We start from the raw sequence: 15,209 nt of genomic DNA on the forward strand, positions 1-15,209 counted from the left end.
ATTGAGCGGGCTTTCTGTTTGGGTATGGCGGACTCAGCAGGATTCGAACCTGCGACCGCTCGGTTCGTAGCCGAGTACTCTATCCAGCTGAGCTATGAGTCCGTTTGGTAGTTTTAGACCAGATTACCACTGGTTTTTGAAGCAGCCTTGATAACAAAACCACTTCTAAAGTGGCGGACTCAGCAGGATTCGAACCTGCGACCGCTCGGTTCGTAGCCGAGTACTCTATCCAGCTGAGCTATGAGTCCGTTTGGTAGTTTTAGACCAGATTACCACTGGTTTCTTGAAACAGCCTTGATAACAAAGCCACTTCAAAAGTGGCGGACTCAGCAGGATTCGAACCTGCGACCGCTCGGTTCGTAGCCGAGTACTCTATCCAGCTGAGCTATGAGTCCGTGTCTTGCCGCGCATTATAGGCTGCTGAAACATTTTTGCAAGAACTTTTTCGTTTAAAATCAACTACTTAGCGTTCTTACAACTTGCAGCAACCTAAGCGAATAATGGCGGTGAAGGGGGGATTCGAACCCCCGATACCCTTATGAGGTATACTCCCTTAGCAGGGGAGCGCCTTCGGCCACTCGGCCACCTCACCGCAACACGAGGCGAATATTAAACAGGTTCTTCCTCGTCTGCAACCCTTTTTTTGAAAAAAACTTCAAAAGAATTAAAGGCTTGGCTCCTCGTCCTTCTCGTTCTTGATCCGCAGGTAGATTTCCTCGCGGTGAACAGCCACTTCTTTTGGCGCGCTGACGCCGATACGTACCTGGTTGCCTTTGACGCCGAGCACCGTCACGGTGATCTCGCCATCGCCAATGACCAGGCTCTCCGCACAGCGACGAGTCAGAATCAACATAGCTTTCTCCTTACGCAAAACATTCAGGGATAACAGTCTTTAAAATTTCAGCCCGGTCGTGGACGTCGACGCAGGCTGCTGTGCTTCATACGCAGGCCTGGACGGGGCCTGCGCAACGAGCAGAAACGCGAAGGGCGCGGCAAGCCGCGCCCTTCCAGGCAAGGCCTTACTCGCTCTGTCGAGCCGGGGCGTCAAGCTCGAAGGCGGTGTGCAGGGCGCGCACCGCTAGTTCCAGGTATTTCTCCTCGATCACCACCGACACCTTGATCTCGGAGGTGGAGATCATCTGGATGTTGATGCTCTCCTTGGCCAGCGCTTCGAACATGCGGCTTGCAACGCCTGCGTGCGAACGCATGCCGACGCCGACGATGGAAACCTTGGCGATCTTGGTATCACCGATCACTTCACGGGCACCGATTTCGCGCGCGGTATTCTGCAGCACGCTCTGAGCCTTCTCGTACTCGTTGTGCTGTACGGTGAAGGTGAAATCGGTGGTGTTATCGTGGGCGACGTTCTGCACGATCATGTCCACTTCGATGTTCGATGCACTGATCGGGCCGAGAATCTTGAACGCCACGCCCGGATTGTCCGGTACGCCGCGAATGGTCAGCTTGGCTTCATCACGGTTGAAGGCGATACCGGAAATGATCGGCTGTTCCATGGATTCCTCTTCATCGATGGTAATGAGGGTACCCGGACCCTCCTTGAAGCTGTGCAGCACGCGCAGCGGGACGTTGTACTTGCCGGCGAATTCCACCGAGCGAATCTGCAGCACCTTGGAACCGAGGCTGGCCATTTCCAACATCTCTTCGAAGGTGATCTTCTCCAGGCGTCGTGCCAGCGGCACTACGCGAGGGTCGGTGGTATAGACGCCATCGACATCGGTGTAGATCTGGCATTCCTGCGCCTTGAGCGCAGCGGCCAGGGCGACACCTGTGGTGTCGGAACCACCCCGGCCGAGTGTGGTGATGTTGCCGTGCTCATCCACACCCTGGAAGCCCGCCACCACGACCACACGCCCGGCCTTGAGATCAGCGCGGATTTTCTGGTCGTCGATCTGCAGGATGCGCGCCTTGTTATGGGCACTGTCGGTAAGGATGCGTACCTGGTTGCCGGTGTACGACACGGCAGGCACACCGCGCTTGGTCAATGCCATGGCCAACAGCGCGATGGTGACTTGCTCGCCCGTGGACACGATCACATCCAGCTCGCGCGGAACCGGATGCTCGCTGATCTGCTTGGCTAGGTCGATCAGTCTGTTGGTTTCGCCGCTCATGGCAGAGAGCACGACCACCAGGTCGTCGCCTGCCTCACGGTGCTTCTTGACCTTGTCGGCTACCTGCTCGATCCGCTCGATGGAACCGACAGAGGTGCCGCCAAATTTCTGTACGATCAACGCCATTTCAATGGTGCCTCAGCCCATACAGGGCCCCAAAAAACAATCCAACCTGAAGGACAGGACGACTCACCCCAGCGGGGCCAGGAGCGCAGTTCGCGCTCAAGCCGCCCTGCCCTTCATCTCAAAGTCCCTGCTCTGCGAACGGCACGGCCAGCGCCAGGGCCTGGTCCAGGGCCGCGACGTCGACGCCGCCACCCTGTGCCATGTCCGGACGCCCGCCGCCCTTGCCACCCACTGCCGCAGCGGCTTGTTTCATCAGATCGCCAGCCTTGAGTTGGCTGGAGAGGTCTTTGGTCACGCCGGCCACCAGCACGACCTTGCCCTCATGCTCACTGCCCAGCAGGATCACTGCATGACCGAGCTTGTTCTTAAGCTGATCGACCAGGGCGAGCAAGGCCTTGCCATCCTGCCCGTCTACACGGGCGGCAAGCACCTTGGCACCCTTGACTGCCACAGCCGCGTTGGAGAGATCATCCCCGGCGGCGCTGGCGGCCTTGGCCTGCAGCTGCTCGAGCTGCTTCTCCAGCTGGCGGTTGCGCTCAAGCACAGCCGACAGCTTGTCGATCAGGTTGTCGCGGTTACCCTTCACCAGTTGCGCCGCTTCCTTGACCTGCTCCTCGGCAGCGTTCAGGTAAGCCAGCGCAGCGGCACCGGTCACGGCCTCGATACGACGCACGCCCGACGCCACGCCGCCTTCGCTGATGATTTTGAAGACGCTGATGTCGCCTGTGCGCTTGGCATGAATGCCACCGCACAGCTCTACCGAAAAGTCGCCGCCCATGGTCAGCACGCGCACCGTATCGCCGTACTTCTCGCCAAACAGCGCCATGGCACCCTTGGCTTTGGCCGTCTCGATGTCGGTCAGCTCGGTTTGCACAGGCGTGTTGCGGCGTACTTCGCGGTTGACGATGTCTTCCAGCGCCTTGATCTGCTCAGGCTTCACCGCTTCGAAGTGGCTGAAGTCAAAGCGCAGACGCTGGCTGTCCACCAGCGAGCCTTTCTGCTGCACATGCTCGCCCAGCACCTGGCGCAAGGCTTCATGCAACAGGTGGGTAGCCGAGTGGTTCAGGGCGGTGGCGTGCTGCACATCCGCGTCGACCTTGGTTTGCACTGGAGAGCCTACGACCAGCGCACCGGTGGCGACCACGCCGTGATGCAAGAAGGCGCCACCGGTCTTGGTGGTGTCGCGCACGTCGAAGCGCGCCGAGCCTGCCTGGATGTAACCGGAGTCGCCCACCTGGCCACCGGACTCGGCGTAGAAAGGCGTGCGATCCAGCACGATCACGCCTTCCTGGCCCTCGCCCAGTTGGTCAACCGACTGGCCATCGTGATACAGCGCAATGATCCTGGCCGAGGCCTCGGTGGCCTCGTAGCCCAGGAACTCGGTCGCACTGTCGACCTTGACCAGGCTGTTGTAGTCCATGCCAAACGCGCTGGCAGAGCGTGCACGCTCGCGCTGGGCCTCCATTTCACGTTCGAAACCGGCCTCGTCGATGGTGAGCTCGCGCTCACGGGCGATATCGGCAGTCAGGTCCATGGGGAAGCCGTAGGTGTCGTAGAGCTTGAACACCACATCGCCCGGCACCACGTTGCCCTGCAACTGGGCCAGGTCCTGCTCGAGAATGCGCAGGCCCTGCTCAAGGGTCTTGGCGAACTGCTCTTCTTCGGCCTTGAGCACACGCTCGATGTGCGCCTGCTGGCTACCCAGTTCAGGGAATGCTTCACCCATTTCGGCGACCAGCGCGGCGACGATCTGGTAGAAGAAGCTGCCCTTGGCGCCCAGCTTGTTGCCGTGACGACAAGCACGACGAATGATGCGGCGCAGCACATAGCCACGGCCTTCGTTCGAAGGCAGCACGCCGTCGGCAATCAGGAAACCGCAGGAACGGATGTGGTCGGCTACCACTTTCAGTGAGGCCTGCCCCTCGTTGCTGCAACCGATGGCCGTGGCCGCCGCTGACAGCAGGTTCTGGAACAGGTCGATCTCGTAGTTCGAATGCACGTGCTGAAGCACGGCGCTGATGCGCTCCAGACCCATGCCAGTATCGACCGACGGCGCCGGCAATGGGTGCAGCACGCCGTCGGCTGTACGGTTGAACTGCATGAACACGTTGTTCCAGATCTCGATGTAACGGTCGCCGTCTTCTTCGGGCGAGCCGGGCGGGCCGCCCCAGATATCTGCACCGTGGTCATAGAAGATTTCGGTGCACGGCCCGCATGGACCGGTGTCGCCCATGGTCCAGAAGTTGTCCGACGCATAGGGCGCGCCCTTGTTATCACCGATGCGCACCATGCGCTCGGCGGGCACCCCTACTTCCTTAGTCCAGATATCGTAGGCTTCGTCGTCGGTGGCATAGACCGTGACCCAGAGCTTGTCCTTGGGCAGGTTCAGCCACTTCTCCGACGTGAGGAAAGTCCAGGCGAAGGTGATGGCGTCGCGCTTGAAATAATCACCGAAGCTGAAGTTGCCCAGCATTTCGAAGAAGGTATGGTGACGTGCGGTGTAACCGACGTTTTCCAGGTCGTTGTGCTTGCCACCGGCGCGCACGCACTTCTGGCTGCTGACAGCACGGGTATAGGCGCGCTTCTCCGCTCCGAGGAAACAGTCCTTGAACTGGTTCATGCCGGCATTGGTGAACAACAGGGTCGGGTCGTTATTCGGAATCAGCGAACTGGACGCGACTCGGGTATGCCCCTGTTCTTCGAAGAAGCGAAGGAAGGCTTCACGGATTTCTGCGCTTTTCATAGGATCTTCCACGGAAACGGCGGCCCATCAGGGCAAAGCGTCGACGAAACGACGGCAAAGGGCCGCATTATATCGGGCCTGCAGGCTTGGTGCAGTGAGTTTGTGCTATTGAAATGGCCGAATCGGCTATTGGCAGCGTCAAACGCATCAATCATTTATCACGCCTGATGCTAAATCCCTGGCTTCCTGGCTGGCAACTCCTGAAACCGCTGTCTGCCAACGGTAGACCCGACATGCGCCCTGAACACCGAGGGTCATCAAGCAAACGCGGTAGCCGGTTACCGCTGAGCCGCCCTGGCCGGGGCTTAAGGTGCTTTCCTCGAAACCAGAAGGATATCGCCAATGCCTCAAGCCAATCTTGTCGTATATACCCCCGCCGGCCTGGTGGAGCAGCATGTGCTGCCCTATCAGGACCAGGCGTTCATCATCGCGCGCGAAGATCAAATCGTGCGGGTGCAGGCGCTGCGACCCCGTGTCACGCTGTCTGTCGAAGCGCATGCCAGCGGCGTGATGCTGCGCAGCAGCGGCTTGCGCTACGCACTGGCGCTGATGGGCGACGACATCCTTCACGTTCGCACAGGCTCAGGGGATGACCGTGTACACGTGGCCATCGCGGTCGCCAACCAGGTGGTGCTGGAAACCGGTGATGGCGACGACATCATTAAAGTGGAAGGTGTGGCCACTGCTGACAGCACCGCCGTCGGGCGAGTGATGATCGATGCAGGCCCAGGCAACGACCTGATCGAAACCACGCGCCTGCAGCAAGTCGAGATCGATGCCGGTGCCGGCAACGACACCGTGCACAGCGGCGCAACCCATGCCTTCATTTACGCAGGCGAAGGCGAGGATATCGTCAAGGTTGTCGAAGGCAGGGCCGTGATCGAGGCACTCGACGGCCATAACCGCCTCACTACCGGCATGCTTGACGACCGCTTGTACGGTGACGCTCGCGCTATCACACCAGAAGGCGGCTTCACAGCGCCTGTGCTTTATGACCTTGCCCAGACAACTCTGCCCGCCGACTACCTCAAGACGTTTCTGGTGCAGGGCGAGGCGCACTACATCGAGAAGGTGAACCGTCAACTCAACCTGCTCCGGGCCAGCCCCACCGCCTCGGTATTGCTCCATGACCTGGTGACCAACGGTGCGCGGGTGATCATCTCGAGCATAGAGGCACTGGACAACGCCGATGCTGACTATGACCCTGGCCAGGGTGACCCAACGATTCGCAACGGCAAGCGCGGTGCACGCGCACTCAATTGCCGCATCGGTTACAACCCGCTGGCTCAGCGCCCTGACACGCCTTCAGTGGTCATGCTCTATCACGAACTCTGCCATGTCTGGAATTTCGTCACCGGCAGCGTCACGGACGAGCCGGAACGACAGGCCGTTGGTTTGGAGGCGGGGCTACAAGGCTTCGACTACGACGACGATCCGGTCACCCCGCCAGACACCAGCAACCCCTTCCCCTTCAATGAGAATGCACTGCGCTTGGAGCTTGGCCTGCCAGCCCGGCAGACCTATCCGTAGGCAAGATTGGACACAGACTCCGGTGGATCACCGGCCCATTCAATACAGCTTCGGCTGAGCCTAAATAACTACCGCACCCAGCAAAGCCGGCAGGCTTAGCCTGAATGCTCTTGAACAGGAGATCATGCCCATGACTGCAGTAACCCAAACCTTCAATATCGACGGCGGCGACAAAAGCAAGCGTTTGAGCTTCGGGGAAATGGACGAAGCGTTAGCCTACGATGCTACAGACGGCGAAGAACGTCTCGGGTCTCGTGTCTATTTTGGTTACGAGCTGTACAAACTCTATTCGGCTAACAAGTTCAACATCCAACGAAGGCTGATCGAGGCTTTCGACGACGATGTGAAGGTTGGCACTCTCGATGAAATCCAGGTCTGGCTCAATACTGCGAACGTTAGCCTGAGCCAGGAGTGCGGCCTGGATCTGGAAGTGGACGGGGTGTCGCTGAGACTGAACAGGTCCACACCCGATCAGCGTGTGCACTTGCTGTTCAGCGGCGAGGACATTCCAGCAGGGTTGACCGATAACGCCGATGGCACACTGCGCGTGGATGCCAATGCTAGCGATAATGCGCGTTTCGAAACCACTGCCATCGACCACCTCTTCATCTACGGCACTCCGCAGTTCCAGAACCGGGTGTATGAGCAGCTCGCATTGCTGTCGGGCTACCCTGATTTGAAAAAGGCATTGGACGCTGCCCGTCAAGGCTACGCCAACGTACCCGACATCGTGCTCATGCAATGCCATGCAGGCCCGGCGCAACAGGGACCAGGCTTCGACCTGAGCCGCGTCATCCCAGCCAAATACGCCGATTTGCTACCCGGTGAATACACCGCTGTACTGTACGACCCTTACCAAGCCAAGGGCTTGGACGGCCTGACTGCACTTGCCAGGATGCTGCAGGACGCATACGAAGCCTTGGCTCCGGGCGTACTGCTACCGGCTCCGGGTACCGACATCTAAGGTTCAGGCCAGATTTTCACCGTCATCAGGTACCACGATGATCCCCGCCCTAAGGCCATTACGCACCTTGGGGTTGGGGAAGATGATCCGTGCGCCCTCTTCTTCGATTACCCAGCGCACGCCAGCCAGGTCATCGGCCAGCAGGTAGCCTTTGTCCAGCGGAGAGAAATTCTGAATGTCGGCTGGCAGGTGCAAGCGGAAACCGTCGCTGTGCTTGATGACCTCACGCGCCACGCGAAACAACTGCAACCCCTCCAACGACCCGCCGTCATCGGGTTCGGTGGCCTGAAGGATGTGCACTAGCCGTGCTTCGAGCTTGTCCAGATTCACCGCGTCGTTCTGGCCAAAAGGGCGGGCCTTGCCCAGCTCAAGGGTAAAGGACTCGGCATCGAGCTGCTCGTAGGTAAAGGCACTGAACGTGATCGAAGGCTTGCACTGCAAGAGCACCGCCTCCATGCCCGCCGCAGCCAGGCGGGCAAGTTCACGCCGGGAATGTGTGCGCCCTTGCTTGAAGGGATACAGCGCGAACTGCTCGATCCTGGAGCCTCGAATGGCCGTGTGCAGGTCGTAGTGCAAGCGACTACGCCCAGGCTTGCTGAAAAAGACCCGCGCGAATTGTTCGAGCTCGGCAGCGCGCAACGCCTCCGGCCCGCTTGATTGCTCGTGGCGACCATTGAACAGGCGGTTGATGTCCTGTTCGACGAACCGCTCACCATTGACGATGGCCGCCGGGTTGCCGAACAGCAACAGCACCCGCGCCCGAGGCACGATGTCTCCACGTGCAACACCATGCAGCAGACGTTCGAGCAACTCGATCGGGGCGGTCTCGTTGCCGTGAATACCTGCAGACAGCAACAGGTCCAGGCCGCAGTCGTCAGCGGCGCTGGGGCTCACTTCCAGAGCTCCCTGCCCCAGCCAGCGAAGGCGCACGCCCCTGGGCGTCACTTGGGTCTTCTCGGCCGGTTCATGGCCGGTGAGGGTCAGCTCAAGCAATTTGCCAAGGGCGAGCATGGCGGGCGTCCTCAGTGATGGTGGCCGCAGTCCGGACCGTGAACGTGATCGCCGTCTTCGCCGACGTCGGCCGGCTCCATTTCCAGCTGCAGGCTGACCAGGTTGGTCGCCAGGGGGCGCAGCAGCAGGTTGGCATATTCGGCGTCGCCCTCCTCCACATCCACCCCGATCAGCAGTTGGCCGCGGCCGTCCTGCTGGATCCATACTTCCTTGCCTTGCCACATCACGGCAAAGCGCGTGCACGAAGTTTCCAGCTGAGTGCCGTCTTCATCTTCCAGGATCAGGCGCAGGGCGTCGGTCATTGCAATTCTCTCTTCATGGTTGGCGTTGGAACGGGTATACCGAGCCCAACTTGAGTATCTGGGTCAATTCGTCCAGTGCCGTACGGCACTCCTGCAGCAACAGAGGATCGGCCAGGTCAGCGTCGACCAGACGGTCACGGTAGTGCCGATCGACCCACTGCAGCAGTGTCTCGTACAACGGGGCGCTCATGATAACGCCTTGGTTCACCGCCGCCAGTTCCGTTTCGTTCAGGGCCACACGCAGGCGCAGGCAAGCCGGCCCGCCACCGTTTTGCATGCTCTGCTTGAGGTCGAACACCTGCACCTCCCGCACCGCTGTGCCCAGGCTGGTAAGCTGCTGCAGATACGTCCAGACCCGCTCGTTGTTGCGGCACTCTTCCGGCACCACCAGCAGCATCGACCCATCGTCGCGGCTGAGCAGCTGGCTGTTGAACAGGTAGGAGCGCACGGCATCCTCTACCGAAACGGTGGCACGCGGCACGCAAATGGCCTGCAATTCACCGCCCTTGTCCGCCAGCTTGGTACGAAGCTCGGTGAGCACGGCCTCGGTATCGAGAAACGCATCCTCATGGTAGAACAGCACCTCCCCATTGCCGACCGCGATGACATCGTTGTGAAACACACCCTGGTCGATCACCGCGGGGTTTTGCTGAGCATAGACCACCGCGTCGGCGCTGAGCCCGTGCAGGCGGGCCACGGCCTGGGACGCTTCGAGGGTTTGCCGGGCCGGGTATTTCTGAGGTGCCGGGTAGCGGCTGTCGAAGGCACTGCGGCCATAGACGAAGAACTCGACCCCAGCCTGCCCATAATCGCGGCAGAACCGCGTATGGTTCGCGGCGCCCTCATCGCCGAATTGGGCGACGCTCGGCAAGGCGGGATGGTGACTGAAATGGGCCTCGTCCCCGAACATGGCTGCCAGCACGCGACTGGTAGTGGGGTGCTCGATACTGCGGTGGTATTTGCAGTTGAGGTTGGCAGCAGTGAAGTGCACCCGCCCATCGGCCGTATCGGCGCTGGGGCTGACCGTCGCGGCGTTGGCCACCCACATGCTCGACGCCGAGCAACTGGCAACCAGCAGCGGCATGGCCTCCCGTGCGGCGCGCTGGATCACCTGGGCATCGGTGCCGGCGAAGCCAAGCTGGCGCAGCGCGGCCACATCGGGGCGCTCCTGGGGCGCCAGTACCCCCTGCTTGAAGCCGAGGTCGGCCAACGCCTTCATCTTCGCCAGCCCCTGGCGCGCCGCTTCGCGCGGGTTGGACCCTTGGTGGCTGTTGCTCTGGGAGGCCACGTTGCCGTAGGACAAGCCACCGTAGTTGTGGGTAGGCCCTACCAGGCCGTCAAAATTCACTTCGTATGCTTTCATCGGCAAGGCTCCGACCATCGTTATAGTATGACGCCCGGCGCCAGGGTGGCCGGCAAGGTCAGGCTGGTGGCCTCCAGCGACGCGACGGGGTAGGCGCAGTAGTCGGCTGCGTAGTAGGCGCTTGCCCGGTGATTGCCACTGGCGCCCACCCCACCGAACGGCGCGCTGCTGGCTGCACCGGTGAGCTGGCGGTTCCAGTTGACGATGCCTGCGCGGCTGTGTAGCCAGAAATGCTCATAGCGGGCCTGGGAATCGCTGAGCAACCCGGCAGCCAGGCCATAACGGGTGTTGTTGGCTTCGGCGATGGCCGCCTCGAAATCGGGGTAGCGCAGCACCTGCAGCAGCGGCCCGAAAAACTCCTCATCCTTGCGCAGCGTCACGCCCGTGACATCGACGATACCCGGGGTCAGCAAGGCGGCATCATGCTGCGGCTGCGTCATCTCCAGCAGGCTGACGCCGCCCTTTGCAATCAGCTCAGCCTGGGCGGTCAGCAGCGCCTGCGCCGCCTGCAGAGAAATCACCGACCCCATGAACGGGGCCGGTTGCTGATCGAAAGCACCTACGGCCAGGGTACGGCTCACCTGGACCAGCCGTTCCAGCAACTGATCGCCCCATGGGCCCTGCGGCACCAGCAGACGGCGTGCGCAGGTGCAGCGCTGGCCCGCCGAAATGAAGGCCGACTGAACGATGGTATAGACCGCAGCGTCAAGGTCCTGGACTTCGTCCACTACCAGCGCGTTGTTCCCGCCCATCTCCAAGGCCAGAATCTTGTCGGGGCGGCCGGCGAACTGCTGGTGCAGAAGGTGCCCGGTACCACTGGAGCCAGTGAAGAACAACCCATCGATACCGGGGTCGGCGGCCAAGGCCACGCCCGTTTCACGACCACCTTGCACCAGGTTCAACACCCCGGCGGGCAGGCCCGCGGCAATCCAGCAATTGACGGTCAGCTCGGCCACCTTGGGCGTCAGCTCACTGGGTTTGAACACCACGCAGTTTCCAGCCAGCAGCGCCGGGACGATATGCCCGTTCGGCAAATGACCGGGAAAGTTGTAAGGCCCGAATACCGCCACCACGCCGTGGGGCTTGTGGCGCAGCACCGCAGTGGCGTCAGCCAGAGGGCCGCTCTTCTCGCCGGTGCGCTCACGGTAGCTCTGCACCGAGATTGCCACCTTGTTGATCATGCTGGTGACTTCGGTAGCCGATTCCCACAAGGGCTTGCCGGTTTCCTCGCCAATGCAATAGGCCAGCGCGTCGGCATGCTGTTTTAGCTGCGCCGCAAACTGTTCCAGCACCTCGATGCGCGCCTGCAGGCTCATGTGCGCCCAGGCAGGAAAAGCCTGGCGCGCAGCCTGTACGGCAGCCCGTACCTGGCCTGCATCAGCCCCCTGCCCTTGCCAGACGGTCGCCTGACTCACCGGGTTGAGCGATGTCAAGTGCTCGCCGCGCCCTGCTACCCAGTTATCGCCGATGTAATGCGTGGTCATTTACTGGCCCTCCCGGGCGGCCGACAGGGGCACGGCCCGCACGTTGTCGCCTGCACCCATGCGCAGGCGCTTGGCCGTCAGCGGGTCGACCACCAGCGTACCCGCCGCCAGCCGAGCCGGGGCGGCCGTGATGCGGCAGTCGTCGCGCTTACGGTTGTGGATGATGAATGGCGTGGCATCCTCACCAGGCGTACCGATGGCCAGTACCAATGTCTGGCTGTCGCGTACCGCGCGGATGCGGGCCGTGTCGCATTCGATGGCAGGCCCTGCGTCGAAGATGTCCACGTACCCCTGGTAAGTGAAGCCTTCCTGCTTGAGCATGGCCAATGCCGGCTCGGTGTCGGCATGCACCCGGCCGATCACGCTGCGCGCCGCTTCGGACAGGAAGCAGGTGTAAAGCGGGAACCTGGGCATCAGCTCGGCGATGAACGACTTGTTGCCCACCCCCGTCAAGTAGTCGGCCTGGCTGAATTCCATCTTGAAGAAATGGCGGCCCAGGCTCTCCCAGAACGGCGAGCGCCCTTGGGCATCGGACATGCCACGCATCTCCGCCATGATCTTCTGGCCGAACAGCTCGGGAAACTCGGCGATGAACAGCATGCGCGCCCGGGACAGCAGCCGACCATTGAGCCCTGAGCGGTAGTCATGGCGCAGGAACAGCGAGCACAACTCGGAATTGCCGGTCAGGTCGTTGGCCAGGAACAGCGTGGGGATCTCGCGGTAGATCTTCAATTCCTGGGACGCACTGACGGTAAGCCCGACGCGGTAGTTGTACCAGGGCTCGCGCAGGCCTACGGCGCCAGCGATGGCACTGATGCCCACGACCAGCCCTTCGTCGTTTTCCAGCACGAAGAGGTAGTCGGTATCACCGCGCTCGGCTTCACCGCGAAAGCTCTTTTCCGCCCAGCCGACGCGATGCTCCAGGCGTTCCTCGTTGGCAGGCAGCGTGGTCAGCCCCGTGGTGCCGGTGCTGCGTGCCAATTCGATCAACGCAGGCAGGTCGCTGCTGCGTACAGGACGAACGATCATGCTATCTCCTTGTGCGGCGGCATCAACCGGCGCGAAACTCTGCTAATCCTGCAAGATTGCGGGCGGCGCTCAGGCCGCGACCAGCCGCACACTGGCACCCTCACCCACCCCCAGGGCGTCGGCCACCTCCTGGCTCAGGCTGACGGGCTTGCCAGGTACCCAGTCCAGTTCCACCAGCACGGCACGGTAATCTTGCAGCTGGCCGTTGCAGACCAGGTACGGCCGTGTGCCGCGGGCCGCAACCGGCTCGATCTTCACGGGCGCCACGCGGCTTTGCGCAATCGAACGAATACCCGAGGTACGGGCATGCAGGGTGGGACCGCCATCGAAGATGTCGATGTAGTGCTCGGTTTCGAAGCCTTCGCGCATGAGGATGTCGAAGGTGATCTGTGCCCGCGGATGCACCTGGCCCATGGCTTCCTGCGCAGCGTCAGGCAGCAAGGGCACATAGATGGGGTAATGAGGCATCAGCTCGGCCAGGAACGTGCGGCTCTTGAGGCCGCACAGGCGCTCGGCATCGGCATAGCTCAAGTCGAAGAAGTTGCGCCCGATGGCGTCCCAGAAGGGCGACTCGCCCTGCTCGTCGCTAAAGCCGACGATTTCCGTCACAACCGACTCGGCAAAACGCTCGGGGTGCGATGCCATGAACAACAGGCGACCCCGTGAATTGAGCTCGGCCCACCCACTGCCCACAAGCTCGGGCAGCACGTAGAAACTGGTCAGCAAGCTGTTGCCGGTCAGGTCGTGACACAGCGACAGGACGTGAATCTTGTTATGGATCTTCAGTTCCCGCGAGGCGTGGACGAACGTTTCGTTGCGAAAACTGTAGAAAGGCTCGGAATACCCTGCCGAGGCGACTATGGCCGAGCAGCCAGCCAGCTTGCCGGTCTCGCTGTCTTCGAGCACGAAGAAGTAGCGCTCCTCGCCATTGAAGCTGACCTCGGCGGCGAAGGAGGTCTCGGAGGCGGCGATCTTGTCGCCCAGCCGAGCGCTGTCGTCCGGCAACGAGGTGACACCAATGGGGCTGTCCGCAGCCATTCGCTGCACTTCGTTCAGATCAGCCATTTGCGCCGGGCGCATCACCAGCATGGTGTCACTCCTTGGAAAACGCGCTGCCAATGGCGGCGCGTAAAAAAAGGCAGGCGTCAGGCGCCTGCGTTGGAATCCGGGCTCACCGGCCGGTGTTGCAACCGGCGCGGCGCCGACCCTGCGAGCCGGCTCAGCCTTGGGTCAAGGTGACCACGGCACGTTCGAAGCGCTGCAGGCCTTCGTCGATGTCGGCATCCTCGACCACCAGGCTAGGTGCAAAACGCACCACGTCAGGCCCTGCCTGCAACACCATGACGCCTTCCTTCTCAGCGGCGTTGAGCACGTCCTTGGCCTTGCCCTGCCAGGCCTCGGAAAGCACACAACCGATCAGCAGGCCCACGCCGCGCACATGACTGAACAGCCCATTGTCGCGGCCGATCTGCTCCAGACGAGACTTGAAACGCTCATGCTTGGCCTTGATGCCTGCCAGGGTCTGCGGGGTGTTGATCACGTCCAGCACGGCGCAGGCCACCGCGCAGCCCAGCGGGTTGCCGCCATAGGTCGTACCGTGGGTACCGACAGCCAGGTGCTTGGCCAAGTCATTGGTGGTGAGCATGGCGCCGATGGGGAAGCCGCCGCCCAGGCTCTTGGCGCTGGTCAGGATGTCGGGCGTCACGCCATAGTGCTGGTAGGCATACAGCGACCCGGTACGACCGACACCGGTCTGCACCTCGTCGAATATCAGCAGGGCATTGTGCTGGTCGCACAAGGCGCGCGCGCCTTCCAGGTAGGCCTTGTCAGCCGGCACCACACCACTTTCGCCCTGGATCGGCTCGATCACCACAGCGCAGGTCTTGTCGGAAATGCGCGCCTTCAACGCTTCCAGGTCGTTGTAGGGCACGTGGCTGATACCCGTGATTTTCGGCCCGAAACCATCGGAATACTTTGGCTGGCCGCCCACGCTCACGGTAAACAACGTGCGGCCGTGGAAGCTGTTGAGCGTTGCGATGATCTCGTGCTTTTCAGGGCCGAAGCGGTCGTGGGCTACACGGCGGGCCAACTTGAACGCCGCCTCGTTGGACTCGGCGCCAGAGTTGCAGAAGAACGCTCGGTCGGCAAACGTGGCCTCAACCAGCTTGTGAGCCAGGCGCAGGGCCGGCTCGTTGGTGAAGACGTTGGATACATGCCACAGGGTATTGGCCTGATCGGTCAGAGCCTTGACCAAGGCCGGATGGCAGTGGCCCAGGGCATTGACAGCGATGCCACCGGCAAAGTCGATCAATTCACGGCCAGTCTGGTCCCAGACACGGGAGCCCTCGCCTCGCACAGGAATGAAGGCCGCCGGGGAGTAATTGGGGACCATGACCTGATCGAAATCGGCACGTAGCACCGGGGCTTGCTCAACGGACATCTGAGTCTCCTGAAGAGGATCGCTGACCTGGAAGTGGCGAGCGATGGGGGGATTGTAAGGAACGATCAGCGCGTGGCCTTGCGGCCAA

At 61.5% G+C, this 15,209-nt stretch carries 12 protein-coding genes and 4 tRNA genes; 2 read left to right on the forward strand and 14 right to left on the reverse strand.

The window, feature by feature from the left end; all coding sequences use genetic code 11:
- Positions 1–25: 25 nt before the first annotated feature.
- The 7 genes from ACF8E5_RS05610 to alaS all read right to left on the reverse strand — a co-directional run bounded on the left by ACF8E5_RS05610 (position 26) and on the right by alaS (position 4,998).
- A tRNA-Arg gene (locus ACF8E5_RS05610) sits at positions 26–102 on the reverse strand.
- 69 nt (positions 103–171) lie between these two features.
- Positions 172–248 (reverse strand) — tRNA-Arg (locus ACF8E5_RS05615).
- A 70-nt stretch (positions 249–318) separates the two neighbouring features.
- Positions 319–395: transfer RNA gene (locus tag ACF8E5_RS05620), tRNA-Arg, on the reverse strand.
- 106 nt (positions 396–501) lie between these two features.
- Positions 502–592 (reverse strand) — tRNA-Ser (locus ACF8E5_RS05625).
- 72 nt (positions 593–664) lie between these two features.
- A complete protein-coding gene (csrA, locus tag ACF8E5_RS05630; protein ID WP_058637619.1) occupies positions 665–853 on the reverse strand; it encodes a carbon storage regulator CsrA in 189 nt (62 codons plus the stop codon).
- 166 nt (positions 854–1,019) lie between these two features.
- Positions 1,020–2,255 carry an aspartate kinase gene (locus tag ACF8E5_RS05635; protein ID WP_023533761.1) on the reverse strand — a complete coding sequence of 412 codons (1,236 nt, stop codon included), beginning with the start codon at positions 2,253–2,255 and terminating at the stop codon, positions 1,020–1,022.
- 118 nt (positions 2,256–2,373) lie between these two features.
- Positions 2,374–4,998 carry an alanine--tRNA ligase gene (gene alaS / locus ACF8E5_RS05640; RefSeq protein ID WP_392475011.1) on the reverse strand — a complete coding sequence of 875 codons (2,625 nt, stop codon included), beginning with the start codon at positions 4,996–4,998 and terminating at the stop codon, positions 2,374–2,376.
- A gap of 342 nt (positions 4,999–5,340) precedes the next feature.
- On the opposite strand from alaS, the gene ACF8E5_RS05645 reads away from it, so the two are divergent.
- Together ACF8E5_RS05645 and ACF8E5_RS05650 are read left to right on the forward strand one after the other, a co-directional pair.
- A complete protein-coding gene (locus ACF8E5_RS05645; protein WP_196185803.1) occupies positions 5,341–6,528 on the forward strand; it encodes a M91 family zinc metallopeptidase in 1,188 nt (395 codons plus the stop codon).
- Between the two features lie 130 nt (positions 6,529–6,658).
- Complete coding sequence (locus ACF8E5_RS05650) at positions 6,659–7,492, forward strand: hypothetical protein (RefSeq protein WP_392475012.1); 834 nt, start codon at positions 6,659–6,661, stop codon at positions 7,490–7,492.
- Positions 7,493–7,495: 3 nt separating this feature from the next.
- On the opposite strand, the gene astE is transcribed toward ACF8E5_RS05650, so the two are convergent.
- The 7 genes from astE to ACF8E5_RS05685 all read right to left on the reverse strand — a co-directional run bounded on the left by astE (position 7,496) and on the right by ACF8E5_RS05685 (position 15,121).
- Positions 7,496–8,503 carry a succinylglutamate desuccinylase gene (astE, locus tag ACF8E5_RS05655; protein ID WP_392475013.1) on the reverse strand — a complete coding sequence of 336 codons (1,008 nt, stop codon included), beginning with the start codon at positions 8,501–8,503 and terminating at the stop codon, positions 7,496–7,498.
- A gap of 11 nt (positions 8,504–8,514) precedes the next feature.
- Positions 8,515–8,805 carry a topoisomerase II gene (locus ACF8E5_RS05660; RefSeq protein ID WP_392475014.1) on the reverse strand — a complete coding sequence of 97 codons (291 nt, stop codon included), beginning with the start codon at positions 8,803–8,805 and terminating at the stop codon, positions 8,515–8,517.
- Between the two features lie 13 nt (positions 8,806–8,818).
- A complete protein-coding gene (gene astB / locus ACF8E5_RS05665; protein ID WP_392475015.1) occupies positions 8,819–10,168 on the reverse strand; it encodes an N-succinylarginine dihydrolase in 1,350 nt (449 codons plus the stop codon).
- 20 nt (positions 10,169–10,188) lie between these two features.
- Positions 10,189–11,652 (reverse strand): succinylglutamate-semialdehyde dehydrogenase, encoded by a 1,464-nt coding sequence (gene astD, locus ACF8E5_RS05670; RefSeq protein WP_392475016.1) that lies wholly within the window; start codon positions 11,650–11,652, stop codon positions 10,189–10,191.
- Positions 11,653–12,681 carry an arginine N-succinyltransferase gene (astA, locus tag ACF8E5_RS05675; protein ID WP_023533743.1) on the reverse strand — a complete coding sequence of 343 codons (1,029 nt, stop codon included), beginning with the start codon at positions 12,679–12,681 and terminating at the stop codon, positions 11,653–11,655.
- A gap of 69 nt (positions 12,682–12,750) precedes the next feature.
- Entirely contained in the window at positions 12,751–13,770 is a 1,020-nt protein-coding gene (aruF, locus tag ACF8E5_RS05680) for an arginine/ornithine succinyltransferase subunit alpha (RefSeq protein ID WP_023533801.1), read from the reverse strand.
- Between the two features lie 130 nt (positions 13,771–13,900).
- A complete protein-coding gene (locus tag ACF8E5_RS05685; RefSeq protein ID WP_196125999.1) occupies positions 13,901–15,121 on the reverse strand; it encodes an aspartate aminotransferase family protein in 1,221 nt (406 codons plus the stop codon).
- Positions 15,122–15,209: the final 88 nt, after the last annotated feature.

Origin of the sequence: Pseudomonas sp. WSY_20 (assembly GCF_043104335.1) — a bacterium.
GTDB lineage: Bacteria > Pseudomonadota > Gammaproteobacteria > Pseudomonadales > Pseudomonadaceae > Aquipseudomonas > Aquipseudomonas parafulva_B.